Source organism: Sphingobium sufflavum (assembly GCF_021403115.1).
GTDB lineage: Bacteria > Pseudomonadota > Alphaproteobacteria > Sphingomonadales > Sphingomonadaceae > Sphingobium > Sphingobium sufflavum.
The window spans coordinates 501,843-522,658 of the sequence record NZ_JAJSSH010000001.1; the positions used below are offsets into that span (position 1 = coordinate 501,843).

19 protein-coding genes are annotated in these 20,816 nt (G+C 65.9%); 5 read left to right on the plus strand and 14 right to left on the minus strand.

The genetic code is table 11. From position 1 onward, the window contains the following. Window positions 1-369 precede the first annotated feature (369 nt). A complete protein-coding gene (locus tag LWE61_RS02530) occupies window positions 370-1,203 on the plus strand; it encodes a sugar phosphate isomerase/epimerase family protein (protein ID WP_234148425.1) in 834 nt (277 codons plus the stop codon). A 474-nt stretch (window positions 1,204-1,677) separates the two neighbouring features. On the opposite strand, the gene LWE61_RS02535 is transcribed toward LWE61_RS02530, so the two are convergent. The 4 genes from LWE61_RS02535 to LWE61_RS02550 all read right to left on the minus strand — a co-directional run bounded on the left by LWE61_RS02535 (window position 1,678) and on the right by LWE61_RS02550 (window position 5,001). Beyond that, window positions 1,678-2,670, minus strand: coding sequence for an AraC family transcriptional regulator (locus LWE61_RS02535; protein WP_234148426.1), 993 nt, complete (start codon window positions 2,668-2,670; stop codon window positions 1,678-1,680). Window positions 2,671-3,014: 344 nt separating this feature from the next. Further along, a complete protein-coding gene (locus tag LWE61_RS02540) occupies window positions 3,015-3,812 on the minus strand; it encodes a tyrosine-protein phosphatase (protein ID WP_234148427.1) in 798 nt (265 codons plus the stop codon). A 5-nt stretch (window positions 3,813-3,817) separates the two neighbouring features. Continuing rightward, window positions 3,818-4,849: an NADP-dependent oxidoreductase gene (locus LWE61_RS02545; RefSeq protein ID WP_234148428.1), complete on the minus strand. Its 1,032-nt coding sequence runs from the start codon at window positions 4,847-4,849 to the stop codon at window positions 3,818-3,820. Beyond that, entirely contained in the window at window positions 4,846-5,001 is a 156-nt protein-coding gene (locus LWE61_RS02550) for a hypothetical protein (protein ID WP_234148429.1), read from the minus strand. Before LWE61_RS02550 ends, LWE61_RS02545 begins: the two co-directional genes overlap by 4 nt. Before the next feature lie 247 nt (window positions 5,002-5,248). On the opposite strand from LWE61_RS02550, the gene LWE61_RS02555 reads away from it, so the two are divergent. Next, entirely contained in the window at window positions 5,249-6,310 is a 1,062-nt protein-coding gene (locus tag LWE61_RS02555; RefSeq protein ID WP_234148430.1) for an aminoglycoside phosphotransferase family protein, read from the plus strand. Window positions 6,311-6,756: 446 nt separating this feature from the next. Here LWE61_RS02555 and LWE61_RS02560 read toward each other — a convergent pair whose 3' ends face one another. The 4 genes from LWE61_RS02560 to LWE61_RS02575 all read right to left on the minus strand — a co-directional run bounded on the left by LWE61_RS02560 (window position 6,757) and on the right by LWE61_RS02575 (window position 11,366). After that, the gene (locus LWE61_RS02560) at window positions 6,757-7,587 is read right to left on the minus strand and encodes an SDR family NAD(P)-dependent oxidoreductase (protein WP_234148431.1); all 831 of its coding nucleotides are present in this window, start codon (window positions 7,585-7,587) and stop codon (window positions 6,757-6,759) included. A 5-nt stretch (window positions 7,588-7,592) separates the two neighbouring features. After that, a complete protein-coding gene (locus LWE61_RS02565) occupies window positions 7,593-8,408 on the minus strand; it encodes an SDR family NAD(P)-dependent oxidoreductase (RefSeq protein WP_234148432.1) in 816 nt (271 codons plus the stop codon). 18 nt (window positions 8,409-8,426) lie between these two features. Further along, on the minus strand, window positions 8,427-9,896 hold the full coding sequence (locus LWE61_RS02570; protein WP_234148433.1) for an aldehyde dehydrogenase family protein: 1,470 nt from the start codon (window positions 9,894-9,896) through the stop codon (window positions 8,427-8,429). A gap of 600 nt (window positions 9,897-10,496) precedes the next feature. After that, a complete protein-coding gene (locus LWE61_RS02575) occupies window positions 10,497-11,366 on the minus strand; it encodes an IclR family transcriptional regulator (RefSeq protein ID WP_234148434.1) in 870 nt (289 codons plus the stop codon). A 188-nt stretch (window positions 11,367-11,554) separates the two neighbouring features. On the opposite strand from LWE61_RS02575, the gene LWE61_RS02580 reads away from it, so the two are divergent. Continuing rightward, entirely contained in the window at window positions 11,555-11,878 is a 324-nt protein-coding gene (locus LWE61_RS02580) for a DUF4286 family protein (RefSeq protein ID WP_234148435.1), read from the plus strand. 57 nt (window positions 11,879-11,935) lie between these two features. Here the strand turns inward: LWE61_RS02580 and LWE61_RS02585 are convergent, their stop codons facing one another. Both LWE61_RS02585 and LWE61_RS02590 read right to left on the minus strand, forming a co-directional pair. Further along, entirely contained in the window at window positions 11,936-13,141 is a 1,206-nt protein-coding gene (locus LWE61_RS02585; protein ID WP_234148436.1) for a CaiB/BaiF CoA transferase family protein, read from the minus strand. A gap of 104 nt (window positions 13,142-13,245) precedes the next feature. Then, window positions 13,246-14,790: a TetR family transcriptional regulator gene (locus LWE61_RS02590; protein WP_234148437.1), complete on the minus strand. Its 1,545-nt coding sequence runs from the start codon at window positions 14,788-14,790 to the stop codon at window positions 13,246-13,248. 375 nt (window positions 14,791-15,165) lie between these two features. Between LWE61_RS02590 and LWE61_RS02595 the strand changes: the two genes are divergently transcribed. After that, complete coding sequence (locus LWE61_RS02595; protein WP_234148438.1) at window positions 15,166-15,918, plus strand: SDR family oxidoreductase; 753 nt, start codon at window positions 15,166-15,168, stop codon at window positions 15,916-15,918. A gap of 45 nt (window positions 15,919-15,963) precedes the next feature. Further along, window positions 15,964-16,758 carry an SDR family NAD(P)-dependent oxidoreductase gene (locus LWE61_RS02600; RefSeq protein WP_234148439.1) on the plus strand — a complete coding sequence of 265 codons (795 nt, stop codon included), beginning with the start codon at window positions 15,964-15,966 and terminating at the stop codon, window positions 16,756-16,758. 149 nt (window positions 16,759-16,907) lie between these two features. Here the strand turns inward: LWE61_RS02600 and LWE61_RS02605 are convergent, their stop codons facing one another. The 4 genes from LWE61_RS02605 to LWE61_RS02620 form a co-directional block, all read right to left on the minus strand. Next, window positions 16,908-17,885, minus strand: a complete 978-nt coding sequence (locus LWE61_RS02605; RefSeq protein ID WP_234148440.1) for an NAD(P)H-dependent flavin oxidoreductase — start codon at window positions 17,883-17,885, stop codon at window positions 16,908-16,910. Between the two features lie 83 nt (window positions 17,886-17,968). Beyond that, a complete protein-coding gene (locus LWE61_RS02610) occupies window positions 17,969-18,748 on the minus strand; it encodes an enoyl-CoA hydratase (protein ID WP_234148441.1) in 780 nt (259 codons plus the stop codon). A 23-nt stretch (window positions 18,749-18,771) separates the two neighbouring features. Next, window positions 18,772-19,932: an acetyl-CoA C-acetyltransferase gene (locus tag LWE61_RS02615; RefSeq protein ID WP_234148442.1), complete on the minus strand. Its 1,161-nt coding sequence runs from the start codon at window positions 19,930-19,932 to the stop codon at window positions 18,772-18,774. Window positions 19,933-20,033: 101 nt separating this feature from the next. Beyond that, window positions 20,034-20,795, minus strand: a complete 762-nt coding sequence (locus tag LWE61_RS02620; RefSeq protein WP_234148443.1) for a 3-hydroxyacyl-CoA dehydrogenase — start codon at window positions 20,793-20,795, stop codon at window positions 20,034-20,036. Between the last annotated feature and the right edge of the window lie 21 nt (window positions 20,796-20,816).

Genomic DNA, 20,816 nt, shown 5'->3' on the forward strand with positions numbered 1-20,816 from the left:
GCGAATTAGGGAGATATTTCATCCAGTTCGGAGGTTTTAGGGCGCGGCTGGGTGCGATTTCGGCGTTGCAGCCTGCCTTATCGCCTTGCTCGGCCGGTCCGATTCCCGCGTCGCCCTCACGCAACGACGGCGGAGGCGCAGGCAATGGGCGAGCGACCATAGGGTCGATGCGGCATTGGCCTCTCCATCGGGCCTCCCATCCCGCCGACCCTGAACGTCCGGCCCTGAACGCCCAGCCGCGCCTGCCCCGCCATGCGTAACCGTATGCAAGGTGTCCCGCATCTGTATAGTGCCCGCCGACGACACGCGCATCACGGGCGAATCCGCCGGATCGGACCGGCACCGGGGGCGCGGCAGCGGGAGAGGGACATGAACCGGATCGGACTGGATTTCATCAGCGTGCTGGGCCTGCCGCCGCTGGACTATATCGCGCTGGCCGCGCGGCTGGGCTACACCGACATCGGCATCGCGCCCGGTCCCGTCGTGTCCGTGCCTGACCTGTTTCCCGCCTGGACGCTGCGCGACAATCCCGGCCTGATCCGCGATGTGCGGGCGGCGGTGGCCGATCATGGTCTGCATATCGCGGTGGGGGAGGGGTTCTTTCTCCTGCCCGGCGGCGATGTCGCGGCCAGCGCGGCTGACCTCGACCTGCTGGCCGAAGTCGGCGCGCCCCGCTGCACCATCGTCAGTTTCGAGGGGGACCGGGCGCTGGCCTTCGACCGGCTGGCGCAGTTTGCGGAGCTGGCCACGGCGCGCGGGCTGGGCGCGCAGATCGAATTCGTGCCCGGCCTCGGCATCGGCGACCTGCCCACGGCGCTGGCGGCGGTGGAGCATGTCGGTCGCCCGGATTTCGGGCTGGTGATCGATGCGATGCACTTGTTCCGCTCCGGCGCGTCCGCCGCCGACGTGGCCGCGCTCGACCCCGCGATCATCGCCCATATCCAGCTGTGCGACGTGCCCGTGGCGGTCGCGGCAGAGGGCTATGGCTATGAGGCGAGTTTCGAGCGGCTGTGCCCCGGTGCGGGCGAGCTACCCCTGCAATCGCTGGTCGACGCCCTGCCGCGCGGGCGGACCATCGGGCTGGAGATACCGATGAAGACGCGCACGCTGGCGGGCGACAGCTTCGACGACCAGTTCGCCCCCTGCCTCGCCGCCACCCGCGCGATGCTGGCGCTGAGCGAGAATGGGGCGACGGCAGGCTAGGGAGAGGTTCCCGCTGTCCCGGATCGGATGGGCGATGATCCCTCAAGGACATGCCTTCCCCTACGGTGCATCCCACAGGCTCAACCGAGCCGACCCGATCCGGGGCGCGCCGCTGGTCCGGGAGCCTGTCCGCATCCGGCGGGATCGCCCGGTCCCTGCGCCTGCCCGAAGACGCATGGGGAATGGCGGGCCGGGTGCGCCGGTGCCGCGTGACAGGCTCCAGCCGTCGGTGATCCCACAGGTGGAACCCGGCTCAAGGCAGGGGGTGACGGGCGGAGGATGGGGTCCAGCCCTCCCGGCGGTATCGCCATTCCGAAGAGGACGTGCGGGCAATGCTGGTTTTCCGTGACCCCTGAGCCGGGTCATTTGCCTCGCTTCCACCATGTGCAGGCCGTCAGGCTGTATTTCGACACAGGCTGGAGCGTGATGATTGTCCGTGAATCGTCCTTGCGAGCGTAGCGAGCCGCAGGCGGGTCAATCCGCCGTCATGACCCCCTCGCGCCGGGGCGGTTCCCGCACCGCCTCGCCAGGCTGCCACAGGGACGGACCGTCCGCCATCCTGTCCGGGCGCTGCGACTTGCGGCGCACCTGACTGGGCGAGAGGCCGAAATAGCGGGTGAAGCGGCGGCTGAACGCGGCTTCCGACCGGTATCCGGCGCGCGCGCTGACCTCCACGATCTTCAGTTCGCCCGTCTCCAGCAGTTCCGCCGCGAACAGCATCCGCCGTTCGGTAATCACCTCCATCGGCGTGCGCCCCACCTCCAGCGCGAAACGGGCGGCGAAGTTGGATCGGCTCATCCCCACCTTCTGCGCCAGGCTGGCCACGGACCAGTCGGCCGCCGGGTCCGCCGCGACCAGTTGCAGCGAATGGGCGATGGGGTCGCTGGACGCGGACAGGCGGAACAGCAGCGGGCATTGCGGGTGGTTGCGCAGCGCCAGCGCCAGCGTCATCGCGGCATAGCGGGTCAGCAGCGCCGCCGCCCCGCTGCCGCTGGCAAAGATGTGCAATGTCTCGACCCGCATGGCGGTGGCGCCCTGCGCCGTCGGGCCGGCCGCCATGTCGATGATCGGCGGCATCGACATGCGGCGCAGCCCGGCGGGCCATGTCACCCGCAACCGGCCGCACAGGATGCGCGCCACGACCGCACCCTGGCCCAGCCGAAAGACCGGCGGCGTATCGACATTCTGTTCCTCGCGCAGGAAATCCAGCGACTGGGTCGGGCTGTCGGGCCGGGCGCGCAGGGCATGGGCCTCCCCCGACAGCACCATCTTGATCTCGCCGGGGACGAGTTCCACCGGGCCGCCGCTGATCCCCGCGATTCGCGCCGAACCCTGCATGATGGCGTAGAAGGATACGCCGTCGTGCGGCGGGATGCTGAACCCCGCCGACCCGCACAGTTCCACGATGCACCATGTCTGCCCGCGCAGTTCGAGCAGGCTGAGAAACTCCGACAGCGACCAGTCCATGCTCATCTCCTCTGCCCGATTCCCATGGCCGGGGGCGGCCGGTCGGGCTTTGCGCCATCGTGCCGGTCCGCATCCTGTCCCGACCCGGCGATGCCATTCAGTCCCATGCCTCGCGATCCCGCAACACCGAACGGGATCGTGCCTCGACCCGCCGTCGCCGTGCAACCGGGGATCGACGCTCTGGACGAACGGGCATGAAAATGCCGCGCGGCCGGACAATGGGGCAGGCTATCCTGCACATCATGCCGTCTGGCAAGGGTTTTGCGCCGCACCGCGATGACCGGCAGGCTGGACGCTGGAGCATGTCCGTTCCACCTCCGCCGTCGTCCCGCACCCGGCCTCCCTCACTCCAGCAAGGCATCCCGCATGGCGCGCAGGTCCGCATCGCTCACCTCCAGCACCTCATGCAGATAGCCCTCGACCGATCCATGCGCCGTTTCGATCGCGGCCAGCGCAGCGGAGATATAGGCGGGGTCGGCGTGCAGGATGGCGGCGGCAACCTCCGGCGGCTGGCTGCCCAGCGACCCGGCGCGCTCCGTCCCGCCCTTCAGCATGCGGTGCAACTGGGCGACCTCGTTGGTCAGCGCGAAATCCTCCATCACCACGGCGCGCGGCACGCCCAGCGCGCTCAGCACCAGCGCGGCGGCGGTCCCCGCCCGGTCCTTGCCCGCTGAGCAGTTGAACAGCAGCGGCACTTCGCCCGCCTTCAGATGGGCGAACACCTGCCTGTATCCTTCCGCCTGATCGTAGGGCAGGCGGCGGTATCCCGTCATCATCGCCTCCCGCGCGGCCTCCCCGGTGGCGAGGCCGGAGTGCATCGTGCGGCGCAGCTCCGCAAAGCTCGTCTCATAATCGCGCGCCCAATACTGCAGCCCGTCCCGGTCCGCCCAGGCAAAGGGTTCCAGTTCCCGTTCATGGGTCGTGCGGAAATCGCACAGCGCCTGCACGCCCCGCGCGCACAGATGGTCCCAGTCACCCTGCGTCAGCCGGGCCAGACTGCCCGACCGAAAGATGACGCCCCATTTCACGCTGCGCCCGTCCATCGTCGGATAGCCGCCCAGGTCGCGGAAATTGCGCCCGCCCTCCAATGGCAGCATGCGCTCGCGGGGCCAGTCCGTCCTGTCGTCCCGTACATCCGTCACCGGGGTCACTCCTTGCCCACGCGCACCACCAGCTTGCCGATCTGGTCATTGCGGCCGAACTTGTCGGCAAAGGCGGTCCCGGCATTGTCCAGCCCGTCCACCACTGTCTCGATGCTGCGGATCTTACCGTCCGCCACCCATTGGGCAAGGTCGTCCAGCGCTTTCTGCCCGCCCGTCATCTGCCCGGCGAAACCGCGCACCTCCAGCGAGCGGGACATGACGAAGCGCAGGAAGCCGGGCATCCTGTCCGGTCCCGGCGCCTCCATGCCATCGCCATAATAGGAGATGAAGCCGACCACCGGCATCCGCGCCTTCATCTTCAGATGGGGCAGGACTTTCATCGTCACGTCGCCGCCGACATTGTCGATATAGACGTCCACCTTGTCCGGCACGGCGGCGGCCAGTTGCGCCTCGAAATCCGGGGCCTTGTAATCGACGCAGGCGTCATAGCCGATGGCCTCCACCGCCCGGCACTTCGCCGGGCCGCCCGCGATGCCGACGACGCGCGCGCCGCGCATCTTCGCGATCTGCCCGGCGATGGTGCCGACCGCGCCGGCGGCGGCGGAAATCACCACCGTCTCGCCCGCCGCCACCCGGCCGATCTCCACCGCGCTATGCGCCGTCTGGCCCGGCATGCCGATGATGCCCAGCGCGGCGGACAGGGGGGCGTTGGGCGATGCGAACGCCGCCGGGTCGATGCGGCGGAACCCCATCCTCTGCTGCGCCGGGTCAACCACCGCATATTCGCGCCAGCCGGACCGGACTTCGACCAGATCGCCGACCGCATAATCGGCGTGGTGCGACTCCACGACCCGGCTGACCGTGCCGCCATAGACAGGCTCGCCCAGCGCCACGCGCGCCGCGCCGGTCAGCACGGTCTCGTCCAGCGCAAAGCGGATCAGCGGGTCCAGCGACAGCCATAATGTCCGCACCAATATCTCGCCCGGACCGGGCACGGGCGTCGGCACCTCCTCCACGGCGAAATCGTCCGCACGGGGACGGCCCTGCGGATGGGCGCGCAATATGATCTGTTTCATGCCGGGGCCTTTGGTCGAAGACGGACGGGAAGATGGGGCAGGTCGCGGGGGCTGAGGTTGCCGACGCCATGGCCCGCCTCTTCCAGCGCCTCCGTCGCGGTAGTGACCCTGCGGGCATAGCGTCGATCGTCCGCCGTCAGCGTGCTGGCCATGTCCCTGCTCCTGTCACAATATTTCAGTATGTGGACGATTGGTTCGATAATAGGAATTTATGAGGCGAGGGCCTCCTCGTCAAGCGCGGAAGGATGCGGCCCCACTGGCTTTCCCCGCGCACCGGCTTGCACTGCTCTTGTCATGATGTCATAAAAGCGAATATCAATTCGATATTATGAACCAATGCGGCGCTGCAAAAGGGCCTTTTGGGCGCAGCAATCGTCAAGACAGGGACAGGAGAGTCATATGCCAGAGCAGGGATCGCAGGCCATATTGCCCCGGACACCGGACGTTCCGGCCACGCTGGAGGAGGCGATCCATCCTGACTGGCTGACCGCCGCGCTCACCCCCCTGTCGGGTGGCGCGCCGGTCGAATCGGTGGAGCTGGCGGAGGTCATCAGGACGATGGCGTCCAAGGTCCGCATCCGCGTCCGCTTCCGGGGCGACGCCACCCTCCACGACTATTGCCTCAAGGCGTTTCTGGGCGAGCCGGGTCTGGGCGGCGGGCAGACGACGATCCGCGAGGGTCGGTTCTACACCGACATCGCCCCCCACACGACCATGCGCCTGCCCCATGTCCCCGCCGTCATCCTGGATGAGGAGAAGGGGCAGGGCATCCTCATCATGGAGGATATGATCGCCGCCGGGGCGCGATTCTGTTCCGCGCTCGAACCCTTCACCGTGGAGCTTGCCCAGCAGAGCCTCGACCAGCTTGCCCGGCTCCACAGCCGCCCGGACATCGCGGCCCGCACCGACTGGCTGCCGACCCGCATCGACGTGATCGCGAACAAGCCGCATTTCGCGCCGGAGAAGCAGCAGGAACTGCTCGACCATCCGCGCAACGCCGGCCTGCCCGACCGCACCCGCAGCGGCGCGCTGCTCCATGCGGGGATGAAGGCGCTGTCGGCGCGCAACGCCGCCCGGCCGCGCACCCTGCTCCATGGCGATTGCCACGCGGGCAATCTGTTCCTGATCGACGGCGCGCCGGGCTTCACTGACTGGCAACTGGTGCAGCGGGGCCATTGGGCGATGGATGTCGCCTATCATCTGTGCGCCGTCCTGCCAGTGGAGATGGCCGAACGGCATGAGCGCGACCTGCTCGATTCCTATCTGGCGTCGGTGCGCGAACATGGCGGCGAGGCTCCCGACCGGGACGCGGCGTGGGAGGATTATCGCGCCGCGCAAATCTATGGCTTCTATCACTGGGCCATCACCACGCGCGTCGATCCGGCGATCATCGCCATCTTCATGGAGCGGTTGGGCGCGGGCGTGACCCGCCACGACAGCTACACCGTGCTGGGCCTGTAGGCGCCCAGACGATACCGTGTCGGCGCTGATGGCGTCCTGAAGCGAGGCACGGGTTTCGCTGCGGGGCGCATACGCACGGTACGGGGTATGGGAAGATCGGAAAGGGAGCCGGGTCACGCGCCCCGGTTCAACCCTTTGGGGCCGTCTGGGCCGAATGTCGATCGGCCCCAGAGCGTGTTCGAAGCGGATGGGATCTTCCGCGGCCTCGCAAAAGTCGGCCCATCAAAAGACGGGAGTAGCTGGGCCGATACCATCGGGTCGGAACCCGCTCCAGACGTTCAGGCGAAGGTCAGGGCCGTGGGGAAGCCATGGCCCGCTCGCCTATCGCGCACCCATGGCCCGCGCACCCATCACCGCGCACCCATGGCCCGCTTGCCCATGACCCGCTTACGCATGGCCCGCTTGCATGGTCCGCCGCCTGTCTTCGCCCGCTGTCGCAGCCCGGATCAGGCGTTCATCCCGCCATTCACGCTGATGACCTGCCCGGTGATGCGCCGCGCGCCGTCGCCGCACAGGAACAGCACCAGCGGCGCAATATCCTCCGGCGTGGGGAGGCCGAGGCCCGCCTTTTTCGCAGCCTTCACCACCCGGTCGCCATTATGCGCGGCCAGCCGTCGGGCGCTGTCGGTGTCCGCCACGAAGCCGGGGGAGACGCAATGGACCCGCACCCCGTCGCGCGCCACCTCCACCGCCAGGTTGCGGACAAAGCCGATGATGCCCGCCCGCGACGCGCCGATCAGGCTTTGCCGCGCCCCCGCGAACCGGCCCGCGTCGGAGGCGAAGGCGATGAAGCTGCCCCCCTGCCGCCGCAGCCAGGGCAGCGCCGCATGGGCCAGATGTTGCACAGCGCCGATGGAGAGGGCGAGGAAGGCCCCATAGCCCTCCGGTTCCGTCTCCGCGAACAGGCCGGTGATCCTTGCGCCCTTCGGCCCGGTGGTGGCGCAATCCACCACCGCGTCGATCCGCCCGGCCCAGCGCGCCACATCCGCCACCAGCCGGGCAATCGCGGCGGGATCGGTCATGTCCGCCCCAAAGCCGCGCACGGCGTCCTCCGCCGCTGTGAGCCGTGCGGCTGCCAGCCCTGCGCGCGTCACTCCAGCCCCCGCCAGTCCCGCGCCAGCCAGTCCCGCAACCGCCCGCTCCGCCGACGCATCGCTGCGCCCGTGCAGAGCCACACGCCATCCCGCCGCCAGCGCCTGCGCCGCGATGACGCGTCCGATGGAGCCGCTGCCGCCCGTCACCAGCATCACCGGCGCTTCGGGCGCGGCAGGCTCCACCGCCGTCAGCGCCGGGTTGAGACGCCCGCCGACAAACCGCCGTCCACCGGGATGTTCGTGCCGGTGACATTGGCGGACAGGTCGGAGGCGAGGAACAGGGCGACATTGGCCGTGTCGTCCGGGTTGCCGTCATTGCCCAGCGGGTTGTTGCGTTTCATCCCCTCGCGGATGCGGTCGGCGTTCGGGCCGTCCGGGTCCATCCCCGCATAATGGGTCAACATGCCGCCGGGGCAGACCGAATTGATGCGGATGCCCAGCGGCGCGACCTCGATCGCCAGCGTGCGGGTCAGGCTGACCACCGCGCCCTTGGTCGCGCCATAGATGACGCCGCCATAGCCGATCAGCCCTGCGATGGAGGCGGTGTTGACGATGACCCCGCCCGATCCCCTCTCGTCCCGGCCCTGCGCGCTGAACTGGCGGATCGCCGCGCGGCAGCCGTTCAGGACGCCGCCGATGTTGACCGCCTGCAACCGGTCCAGCTCGCGGGTCGGCGTATCGACCAGCCCCAGCATCCCCTTCACCGGGTCGGGCGCGACCGTGACGGCGGCATTGTTATAGAGGATGTCCAGCCGCCCTTGCGCCCGCACCACGTCGGCGACCAGCGCATCCACCGCCGCTTCGTCCGCGACGTTGCACAGGTGGGCGCTGGCCCGGTGGCCCTCCGCCTCGACCAGCCGCACCGTTTCCACCACGCCGGCCTCGCCAATGTCCACCGCCGCGACAAAGGCGCCGTGCCGCGCAAAGATCAGCGACGCCGCGCGGCCCAGCCCGGACCCCGCGCCGGTGATGATGGCAATCTTGCCGCTCAGAAGTCCGTCCATCCCCAAAACCCTTCCCGATCAGCCGATGGTGAGGCAGCTGAGCTGCTGATAAGTGCGCAGGCCGTCCGCGCCCCGCTCCCGGCCCAGCCCGCTCAGCCGCTGCCCGCCAAAGGATGCATGGCTGCTGGACAGCACGGCGTTGACATGCACGGTGCCGCTCTTGATCCGCAGGCCGACGGCCAGCGCCGCCTTCTTGTCCACGCCATGCACATAGCCGGACAGGCCATAGCGGGAGTCATTGGCCATCTGCACCGCATGGTCCAGGTCGCGATAGCCGATGATCGCCGCGATCGGCCCGAATATCTCGTCCTGACCGCCCGGATTGCTGTTGTCCGGCAGGTCGAGGATGGTCGGTTCGAAGAAATAGCCCTTGTCGATGCCGTCCGGCCGCTTGCCGCCGATGACGACCCGCGCGCCCGCATCGACCGCGCGCTGCACATGGCGCTCGCACGCCGCGCGCTGCCCTGCGCTGATGACGGGGCCAAGCTGGGTCTGCGGATCGTCGGCCACGCCGATGCGGATGGTCGCGATGTCGGCGGCGATCTTCTCCAGCAGAGCCGCCTTCTGATCCTCCGGTACAAAGATACGCTTGCCCAGCGCACAGCCCTGCCCGGCGTGGGAGACGCAGATGATGCGCGCCTGCGCCACCGCCTTGTCCACCGAATCCGGCAGGAATATCTGCGCGCTATGGCCGCCCAGTTCGAGCTGGAGCCGCTTCATCGTCGGCGCGGCCTGCGCCATCACCGCCGCCCCGACCGCGCTCGATCCGGTAAAGGCGACCAGGTCGATGGCGGGATCGGTGGTCAGCAGCGTCGCCCCCTCCAGCCCGGCCTCGATCACCAGGTTGAACACGCCCTTGGGCAGCCCAGCCTCCTCCGCCGCCTCCGCAAAAATAATGGCGGACAGCGGGGTCAGCGGGTTGGGCCGCAGGATGACCGTATTGCCCGCCAGCAGCGCGGGGATGACCTTCCACATCGCGGTGTAGAAGGGGACGTTATTGGCCGCGATGCCGGTGACGACGCCGATCGGCGTATAGCGGCGGATGCTCTGGACCGTGCCGCCCATCGGGCCGATCCGCTCCGACAGGGGCAGGTGGTTGTCCTCAAATTCCGGCAGGGACAGGAACAGGTCGATGATCTCCTCCGCCTGCCGCAGCGGGGTGGCCGCCTGTGCGTACATGACGGAGGAACTGCGCGGGCAGCCCCCTTCCGCCACCGCATATTCGATCAACCGGTCGGCGCGGCTGGCCAGCGCCTGCGTGTAGCGGCGCAGATAGACCGCGCGCTCCGCCATCGACAGGTCGCTCCACGCGCCGGAATCGAAGGCGGCGCGGGCCACGCGGATCGCGTCCTGCGTCTGCTCCGCCGACAGGCCGGGAAAGCTGGCGACGATGCTCTCGTCGGACGGGTTCTCGACGGTCAGGATGGCCCCGGCGCCCTTGACGAAGGCACCATCGATATAGCCGGCGTAGTCCAGAACACCCTCCATTAATTCATAATGTGGAATTATTGTTCGTTCATTCGTACTCATTCCGGCTTGGGCCGTCAATCGCGGAAAAGCGATCCGGGGGTGGCGGCAGGGTGTGCGAACGCGCGGGCACGGACGCTGGCGCAACGTGCGAACGGTCCGGTGCGGGGCATGGGGTGGGGCGGGGAGCATCGGGCGCCGGGTGGGGAGGGGAGGGGTGGTGGTGGGGGCTTGCAGCCATCGCCACGCCTTCGGGGAAACTATCTATGCCTCCACCCGTCATCCCGGACCTGATCCGCGATCCCGCTTGTTTTTCAAACCAGCGCACTGGCTCAAAAAGCGGGACGGCGGATCGGGTGGGCAAGTATCCCGGAGGTCCATGTAACCTCCACCCGTTCGCCCTCAACTTGTCGACCCGAAGGGCGGGCGAATCCCAAGGGCTGCTCTTCTCTGTTGAAACCACCGTGAAGGGAAAGGAGTGTCCTTCGACACTCCAGCGAGTCACGCGCCTCGCTTGAACAGGACGAACGGCGTTTCTCTCCTACATGCCCAAGCGGGACCATCGCCCACCCAGTCCGGGGCCGCGCCGCCATAACCGGCGAGAGAGCGCCACCCCGCCACCTATTTCCCCCCAGCCTGCTCGCGCGCCGTTGGTGCGTGGGTGATGAAGGCGGAAATCCGGTCGCGCGCCTCGCACAGCCGTTGGCCGATGGTCTGCACTTCGCTGCCCTTGTACAGGCGGGAATAGCCTTGCAGGCCGATGACGAACGCGACCTGGCGGCGCGCGTCCAGCACCGGCGTCTGCACGAAGACCAGCCGATAATCCGCATCGGGGTTCAGAGCGAATTGCGGCAGGACCGGTGTGTTCTCGTACCGGGAATCCTGCAACCAGTCCGACGATCCGCTTTCGCCCTCGACGCTGGGGTTGCGGATGCTGAACAGGAAGCCATTCTCGCGGATGAAGGCGATGCCTTGCCGCATCGCGTCGATCTGTTCGGGGCTGGGGGCGGGTTCGACTTCCTCCAGCCATGCGTCCACCTCCGCCTGCGGCGCCCAGGGAAAGAACAGGCTGGCGAACTGCGGCGCCAGCGGCAGGCGGGTGCCGCGCGGCACGGAATTGCCCAGGTGGGATACGGCGGTGGCCCGTTCGCGGATGACCACGTCGGTCCGCTCGCGGAAGGTGGCGGAACAGGTCAGGTCGAACGCGTCGGCCAGCACCCGCATTTCCGGCTGCGCGGCTTGCAGGGGGGAAAAATGCGCCTTCGCGCCCTCACCGATGGCGACCAGCGCGGGGCCGAGCAGATAGCTTTTGTCGCTGGTGCGATAGAGATAACCGGCATCGACCAGCCCGGCCAGCAGGCCATGGCATGTCGCACGGCTCAGCTTCAGCGCGCGGACCAGGTCGGTCAGCGTGAAGGTCTGCCCCGGATGATCGGCGAAGAAGTTCAGGATGGCGACGACGCGCCGGACACCGGGGGAAGAACGGGACATGGCAGCTTTTCACTATTTCGAATTATTGCTGTTTAGGACCGGGAGGACGCAGCGTCAACGGGGGATCGTCTCCCGCCTGTCTCGCCAATATTCGCTATGGTGAAATATCGTTCCGTATAATAAGGCGCTTATCAGGGCGCTGAAAACAGCCTTTTGGTTGGTCATGTTGAAACGGGAGCGAGGATCGAATGGCGAAATATCTGCTACTGGCGCTGAACGGCCCGACCGATGGAGAGGGCGACGAGGAGGCGCTGAACCGCTGGTATGACGAGGTCCACATCCCTGGCTTCAAGGCAATCCCGGAAGTGAAGTCGGCGCGGCGCTACAAGGTGATGCGCGGCAAGGTGGCCGAGGGTGAACTCTGGCCCTATGTCACCGCCTATGAGATTGAGACGGATGACCTCGCCTCTGTGTCGCAGCGTATGCAGAAGGAACTGATGGACTTCCACCCCGCACTGGACCGGGAGAAGTCGGGCAACCTCATGGCGATCCAGATTTCCGGCGACGCCTGACCCGGCTCGCCCGATGGCTGGTGGAGGGCGGCGGCTGATGCGCATCCTCCTCCATCCCTATTGCGCGATCCCCCGCGCCCGCAGATCCGCAATGGCGTCGGCCGAATAGCCGATCTCGGTCAGCAGCGCCTCGCTATGCGCGCCCAGCGCCGGGGCAGGCCGTGCCTCCGCCGGGCGGGCTGCGCCATCGAACGCGGTCGGGCCGGACACCATCCGCACCGGCACGCCGCCAACGTCCATGGAAAAGATCATCTCATTGGCGATCACCTGCGGATCGGTGCTGAGGTCGTCGATGGTCTGGATCACTTCCCACGACCCGTCGAACCCGTCGAGCAACGGCTTCCAATGGGCGAATTCCTCCGCGCCGATCCTGTCCTGGATGATCGGGATCAACTGGTCGCTGTTGGCGATCCGCTCCTCCTCCCCCGCAAAGCGCGGATCGTCGACCAGATGCTCCAGCCCCAGCAAGCGGCACAGCGGGCCCCAGTGCGGCCGGGGGTCGAGCAGCATGAACTGGATGATACGCCCGTCGCGGGTGGTATAGGCATATTTCAGCGCGACCCGCGTCACCGCACCATGCAGGCTGTAATGGGGCATTTGCGAATAGGTGATGTCGCTCGACAGCATCCACACGGCGGTGGAGAGGAGCGAGGTTTCCACCACCGACGGCTCCCCGGTCATCGCCCGTTTGAACAGCGCGGAAGCGATGCCGAAGGCGACGGCCATGCCGCCTGAATGGTCGCCAAAGGCGGGGCGCGGTGATGTCGGCTGTTGTCCCGGCCGGGTGAAGGCGTAGCAGGCCCCGCCTCGCGCCCAGAAGGCGGAGGCGTCGAACCCCGGCTTATGCGCTTCCTCCCCCCGAAAGCCGAGACCATTGCCGCGCGCATAAATGATCTTGGGATTGCGTGCGCGCAGGTCGTCCACGTCGAGCCGCAGTTTCCTCAGCGCCTGCGGACGGATGCTCGACAGGAACACGTCCGCCGTCTCGATCAGCTTGAGCAGCGCCTCCCGCCCGTCCTCCGTCTTGAGGTCGAGGGCGATGCTCTTCTTGTTGCGGTTATTCTGCTCCATAGCCAGGTTGACGGAGCCGATCTCCCGCCCGTCGCCGACTTTCAGCGTGCGATAGGGGTCGCCGGTCATGGGCGGTTCGACATGGATGACCTCCGCGCCCTGATCGGCCAGCAGCACGCTGCCTCCCGGAACGAACACATATTGCGCCAGTTCGACGATACGCACGCCGTCGAAAATACCCTTGGCCGTCATGATCCTGCCTCTCCTGAATGTGGGCCTGATCCTGCGGATGGGCCGGGGGAGGGTCAATGGCAGGGCGTCCAGAAACCATGACCGTGCGGACCGTTAAGGTCGGCCTATTTCCGCGTCCGGGCGATGCGAAGCCATTCGACAGCGAAGCGTGTGGCGCTGGCGGGATCCGGGGTGCCGGGCGGTGTGGCGCGGCTTTGCGCCCAGGTCGGCCAGAGGAAGGCGCCGGCCAGCATGGCGACGGCGGCTACTTCAGGATCCATGGGCCGTTCCATTCCTGCCTTTTGCCCGTCCGTGCCCAGCGCCGCTATCGCAGTCCGATAATCACGCCAGAACAGATCCTGTGACGGGTCGGGCGTGGATAGAAGTTGTAACATCCATGCCCGGCACAGTTCCGGCCGCTCCATCGCGAAGCCAACCAGCCGCCCCGCGAGGCTGGCCATCCCCCTGTCCCCCAGCGCCGCCGCTGAGGGCGGCCGCCCCGCAAAGGCCGCATGGTGCAGTTTCTCCGCCATCCAACGGCCCGTGGCGAAGATCAGCCGGTCGCGTGTGCGGAAATGTTGATAGGCGGTACCGCGGTTGACCCCGGCGAGACGGGCGACTTCCGACAGGCTTAATCCCTCCGGTCCATCACGAGCGAGGAGATTGTGCGCGGCCTCCAATATCGCTTCACGTGTCGAGTCGCGGCGGGAGCGAGCGGGTCTGGTTCTCATATCCTCAATATCCCACAACTCCATGGTACGTGCTCGTTCTGCCGCTGCTGCCAGCCAATCGCCAGGACTGAGATGTCCCAGCGACGGAAGCGGGCAGTCATTGTGGCGGCCCAGTTCGACATGCAGCGCCTGCTGCGCGACTTGGAAATCGGCGGCGGCCATCTGCTCGATCCCACTGGTAGCGGCGGCAACTTTTTCGGCCTGATCTGAGCCCCAGGGATAATGATCGGGCACGAGATGATGGTCGATCCCCCGCGTGGCGCAGGCATATTCGAAAGGATGCGCGCGGGTGAGTGTTCCCTTCTCCAGTGCTTCCCGCACATCCACCACGCCCGATACAGTGTTGCCCGGTGTTGTGAACTGGAAACGGTCGCTGGTCAGGACCAGCCGCACCGGGGCGGGTGATCCGTCCGCCAGCGCCGACAGGAAGTCGCGCGCTATCGCCTGGGTCGCATCGGGGTACAGCAGGCCGAAGATCAGTCCGCAGTTCTGTTCGATAGCAAGGAAGAGATACTGGCGGGCGCCTGCGGTCATGACTGGAATGATGTCGATGTGGAAACAGCCGGGATGCCGTGCTGCCTCCGGCAGGTCGAACAGTTCTGGCCGAGGCGTACGCGAGAGACCGTGCCGTTTCAGCAGGCGATGCAGGGCCGAGCGGCTCAGTCGGGGCCAGCGGTGGCCCAGCGTCGCGATGCTGTCATCCAGCGAGAGGGGTAGATAGCGACGAATGGCGAGAATGGACGCTTCTTCTGCCGGGGTAAGAAGACGGCCACTGGAGGGGCCGCGCCGGGCATCCTTGGTGTCGGACCGTGCGCGCCATTTTGCCACCGTCTTGGGGTTCAGTCCATGACGGGCCGCTAATGCGCGGATGCTCTCATCGCTCTGCTGGATGGCATGGCGGATGGGGGTGGATACGGTTCGGGGGGCAGGATGAGGCATGATCTATTGTACCATGGATTTATGGTATAAAAAATTCTCGCGTGTGCGGTTCGTAAATATTCGCTCATTTGATATTGGGCAGAAGCTGGCTGACAAAATCCATCGCAATATTTTTGATCAATATCATTCTATATCAATGAAATAAATTCAGATTCTATGGTGTTTCAATGGAGGATGGGGCGGCTTTATCCACCTTCTGTTTATGGGAGAGAATTGACAGTCTCTCGGTTATGAACAAACCTGTTGTGTAATAGGCATGGCCGGGCCGTGCATGAGGGAGAGGATAGCCGGTGCAGACCATCAGGTTGTTGCCCTGTCCTACCCCCTTCGTGCCAACCCACCATCTGAGTACGGGTTTCACGGGAGATCGACGATATGGCAGGATTATTAAGCGGCAAAGTCGCATTGGTGACGGGTGCGTCTTCGGGCATTGGTGAGGGTATCGCGCTGTCGCTGGCGGAGGCGGGCGCGACGGTCGCCGTGTCTGCGCGGCGTGCTGATAGGCTGGAGCAACTGGTCGCGAAGATTGAGGCAGCAGGCGGCAAAGCGCTCGCGCTGCCCGGCGACATGGTGGACGAAGCCGTTGCAACCGTGACGGTGGAACAGACCATCGCCCAGTTCGGTCAACTCGACATTCTCGTCAATTCGGCGGGAATCATGCAGGTCGGCGGCATCGAAAACGCCAACACCGCCGAATATCGCCGCACGATGGACATCAACCTGTTCGGTACCCTCTACACCTGCAAAGCCGCGATTGGGCATATGAAGGGGCGAGGAACCGGCGACATCATCAACATCACCTCGCTCGCGGGCCGCAAGACCGGCGGCATCGTCAACGGCTATTCCGCCAGCAAGCACGCCGCCAACGCGATGACCGACAGCATGCGGCAGGAAGTCGGCGGCTTTGGCGTGCGGGTCAGCATCCTGATGCCGGGCGCGACGGAATCCGAAGTGGCGGAGAGCGTCTCCGACCCCAATTTCAAATCCTATCTGCAAAATCATGTGTCGAAGGAGGGCGTGGTGCAGCCCAGCGACATTGGCGACACCATCGTACTGATGTGCGCTCTGCCGCGCCGCGCCCATATTTCGGAAGTCACCGTTCGACCGACCAACGACACTACGGCCTGATCGAGCGAGCAACGCCGTTTCGACATCATCATCGGGAGAGAGACTATGGCCGGAAGGCTGGAGAATAAGGTCGCCGTCATCACCGGCGCGGGGTCCGGCATGGGTAAGGCGATGGCGGAACTGTTCGCCCGCGAGGGAGCGAAGCTGCTGTTGACCGACATTAGCGGCAATGAGGAGACGGTCGCCGCGTCGCTGGGCGATGCGGCGGTGGCGCTGCGCGTCGATGTGTCGAAAGAGGCGGATATCCAGACGATGATCGCTACAGCCGAGGCGCGTTTCGGCCGGATCGACATTCTCTGCAACAATGCGGGTTTTGGCGGGGGCATGGCGCCGCTGCACGAACAGACGACCGAAAGCTGGGATCGGGTGCATGAAACGAACCTGCGCGGCACCTTCTTCGGCATAAAATATGGCGTGATCTCGATGATGAAGACGGGCGGTGGCGCCATCGTCAATACCACATCGGCATCCGGCGTGGTCGGCTGGAAGGGGCACAGCATATATGGCGCGGCCAAGGCGGGCGTGAACCAACTGACCAAGACCGCCGCGCTGGACTATGCGCCACACAATATCCGTATCAACGCCATCGCGCCGGGCACGATCTGGACGGGTCTCGTCCCCATGTCGAAGGATAGTCCAACCCCGCCAGAGGGCGTTTTCCGCCTGCCCGGCATCCCCATGGATCGGTGGGGCTATGCCAGCGAGATCGCACAGGCCGCACTTTTCCTGGCAAGCGACGATGCCTCCTATATCACCGGCCATATCCTGCCGGTTGATGGCGGTTATTGCATCGGCTATTCCAGCATGGGTGCGGAAAATACTGGCGCACCCAAGGCCTGATGGACGCAGGTTGTTGCAGAGGACGTGGAAGGATGTGGCGCCTTCCACGCCTTTTTTAAGCGGAGTCCTGCGTCGACCGACTCTTTTCCCAATGAAGAAGGCGCGGCCTTGCGACCGCGCCTCCTATTTTCTTCTCAATTGTCGCAGGTTCAGGAGACGAAGCGTTTTAGGCGACCGTTGATGATCTCCTCCGCCTCATCGATGATCCGCTTGAGGAGGTCGGCGCAGGTCGGGATGTCGTGGATCAGGCCCTGAATCTGCCCCGCCCAGACGAGGCCAGCATCCACATCGCCGGTTTCCAGTGCGACACGGCCCTTGGCGCCCGACACATAGGGTTGGATGTCGGTGAAGACCGCATCGGGGCGATTGCTGATCTCGACCACCGTGTCGGATACGCTGTTCTTGCTCACGCGACCGGTATTGTGGAACTTGCGGAAGATCAGGTTGGTCGACCGTTCGTCGTTCGCCACGATGAACTGCTTGATATTGTCATGGATCGGGGCCTCCTGCGTTGCGCAAAAGCGGGTGCCCATGTTGATGCCCTCCGCGCCCAGCGCCAGCGCGGCGACCAGGCCGCGCGCATCGCCGATACCGCCGGACGCGAGCATGGGAATCTTGATCTGGTCGGCCGCTGCCGGGATCAGGATCAGGCCGGGGATGTCATCCTCGCCCGGATGGCCAGCGCACTCGAAGCCGTCGATGGAGATGACGTCGACGCCCATCTTCACGGAAGAGACGGCGTGGCGGACGGCGGTGCATTTGTGCAGGACGGTGATGCCATGGCTCTTGAAGTCATCGACATGTTCCTGCGGCTTGTACCCGGCTGTCTCCACGATCGTGATGCCGCTGTCGATGATCGCCTTGCGATATTCGGCATAGGGCGGGGGATTGACGGACGGCAGGATGGTGAGGTTCACGCCGAACGGCTTGTCCGTCATCGTGCGGCACCGCTCGATTTCGCGGCGCAGGTCGTCCGGCGTCGGCTGTGTGAGCGCGGTGAGGATGCCGAGGCCGCCCGCATTGGATACGGCCGCTGCCAGTTCAGCACGGCCGACCCACATCATGCCACCCTGCACGATGGGATGTTCGATCCCCAGAAGTTCCGTAATCCGCGTCTTGATTGCCATTGCTATTCCTTCCCGACCCTGCCCCTGGGGCATCCGCCCCGCCCGTCCCGATCATGCGGAGACGGGCTGAGCTATTCCTTGGTTCAGCGATGCTGCCACACCGCCGGGCGCTTCTCGACGAAGGCGGCCATGCCTTCCTTCTTGTCCTCGGTACCGACCAGAATCTGGAACAGGCGGCGCTCGCTGTAGAGGCCCTGCGTCAGCGTCGTCTCGAACGCCATGTTGATCATTTCCTTGTTCACCATGGCAGCCATCTGGCCCATCGACGCAATGGTCGCGGCAGCCTTCAGCGCCTCGTCCAGCAATGTGTCGGCAGGGACGACGCGGCTGACGAGGCCGGACTTTTCCGCTTCCTCGGCACCCATCATGCGACCGGTCAGGCACAGGTCCATCGCCTTTGCCTTGCCCACCGCGCGTAGCAGGCGCTGCGTACCGCCCATGCCGGGCGCGACGCCCAGCTTGATTTCCGGCTGGCCGAACTTGGCCGTGTCGGCGGCAATGATGAAGTCCGCCATCATCGCGACCTCGCAGCCGCCGCCCAGCGCAAAGCCTGCCACAGCGGCGATCCACGGCTTGCGGACGGCGCAGACGCGCGTCTGCCATTCGGAGAAGAACTCTTCCAGATAGAAGTCGGCGGGTTCCTTCTCGACCATCTCCTTGATGTCGGCGCCTGCAGCGAATGCCTTTTCGCTGCCGGTGATGACCAGGCACCGCTGGCTCTTGTCGGCGTCATAGTCGGCAAAGGCGGCGGTCAGGTCTTTCAGAACCTGGCTGTTCAGGGCGTTGAGCGCCTGCGGACGGTTGAGCGTGACCAGAGTCACCGCATCTGCCCGCTTCTCAACAAGGATGGTCTCGTAGCTCATAAAATCCCCTCGGTTGTCCGAATTTACAGCATTTCGATAATGGTGACGTTGGCGATGCCGCCGCCCTCGCACATGGTCTGGAGGCCCCATTTGCCGCCGCGCGCCTTGAGCGCATGGACCATGGTGGCCATCAGCTTTGTACCAGAAGCGCCCAGCGGATGGCCCAGTGCGATGGCACCGCCGTTGACATTGGTCTTGTCCGGGTCGGCACCCGTCGCCTGCAGCCAGGCCATCGGGATGGCGGCAAAGGCCTCGTTCACCTCGAACAGGTCAATGTCGGAGAGTTTCAGCCCGGCGCGGTCGAGCGCGCGGGCGGTGGCGCGGATCGGCTCTTCCAGCATGATGACCGGGTCGCCCGCCGTGACGGTGAGATTGTGGATGCGCGCCAGCGGGGTGAGGTTGTGCGCCTTCAAAGCCCGTTCGTTGACGATCAGCGCACCCGATGCGCCATCGGTGATCTGGCTGGCGTTGGCGGCGGTGATGGTGCCGCCCTCGGCCAATGTCTTGACGCCTGCCATACCCTCCATTGAGGCATCATAGCGGATGCCTTCGTCTACCGCGAAGGGGCCATTTTCCGTCACTATCGGAATGATTTCCCTAGCGAACTGCCCGGTCTGTGTGGCGGCAGCGGCGCGCTGGTGGCTCTGGAGCGCATAGGCGTCCATCGCCTCCCGGCTGAGGCCATATTTGTCGGCAATCATCTGCGCGCCGACGAACTGGCTGAATTCCTTGACGCCATAACGGTTCTGGATGGAGTCCGGCCATGGCCCGATGCCGATCCCGGCCTGCTGATGCAGCAGGACGTTCGACCCCATCGGAACCCGCGTCATGCTCTCCACGCCGCAGGCGATAATCATGTCCTGCGTGCCGGACATCACAGCCTGCGCGGCGAATTGCAGGGCCTGTTGCGAACTGCCGCACTGACGGTCGATGGTGACGGCGGGCACGGTGTCGGGCAGGCGGGAGGCAAGGACGAGGTTACGGCCCAGCGCGAACGCTTGCTCGCCCGCCTGCGTCACGCAGCCTGCGATCACATCCTCCACCGCCGCCGGGTCGACGCCGGTACGGTCGAGGAGGGCATTGAGGACGGTGGCGCCGAGATCGGCGGGATGAACCCCGGCCAGCGCGCCCTTGCGGCGGCCACCGGCAGTACGGACGACATCGACGATATAGGCGACGCTCATACTCTCATCCTTTCACAGGCCGACGGTTCGTTGCCCACGCCCCAATGGGGCAGACCGTCATCTCGGATCGGCTCCGGGATGACGGCATGTCTATCATCCTCTTAGCGCGGCGCCATGCGGATGGCGCCGTCGAGGCGTATGACCTCGCCATTGAGCATCGGGTTGCGCACGATGCTTTCCACCAACTGCGCGTATTCGGCAGGCTTGCCGAGGCGGCTGGGGTGCGGAACCTGCGCGCCGAGGGCGTCCTGCACCGTCTGCGGGAATGCCTCCAGCATCGGGGTCAGGAAGATGCCGGGCGCGATGGTCATCACGCGGATCTTCAGGCTCGCGAGGTCGCGCGCGATGGGGAGGGTCATGCCGACCACGCCACCCTTCGACGCGGCATAGGCCGCCTGGCCGATCTGGCCGTCATAGGCGGCGACCGACGCGGTGTTGACGATCACGCCCTTCTCTCCGTCGATCTCCTCAGCTGCGGCGGCGCGGGCTGAGAATTTGGAGATGACGTTGAACGTGCCGATCAGGTTGACGGTCACGGTCTTGGCGAATGTGTCGAGCGGGTGCGGCTTGTTCTCCTTGCCGACCGTCTTCACGGCGGGGGCGATGCCCGCGCAGTTGACGAGGATGCGGGCGGTGCCGTGCGCGGCTTCCGCCTTGTCGAGGCCAGCGGTCACGCTCTCGTCGTCCGCGACGTTGACCGACACGAAGAGGCCGCCGATCTCGGCTGCGGCCTTCTGACCCGCTTCTTCATTGAGGTCGAAGATTGCGACCTTCGCGCCCTGCGCCGCCAGCATCTTTGCGGTCGCGTTGCCCAGACCCGACGCACCGCCGGTCACGATGGCGGCTACACCCTTGATGTCCATTTTGGTCCTCGTCCTTATTCA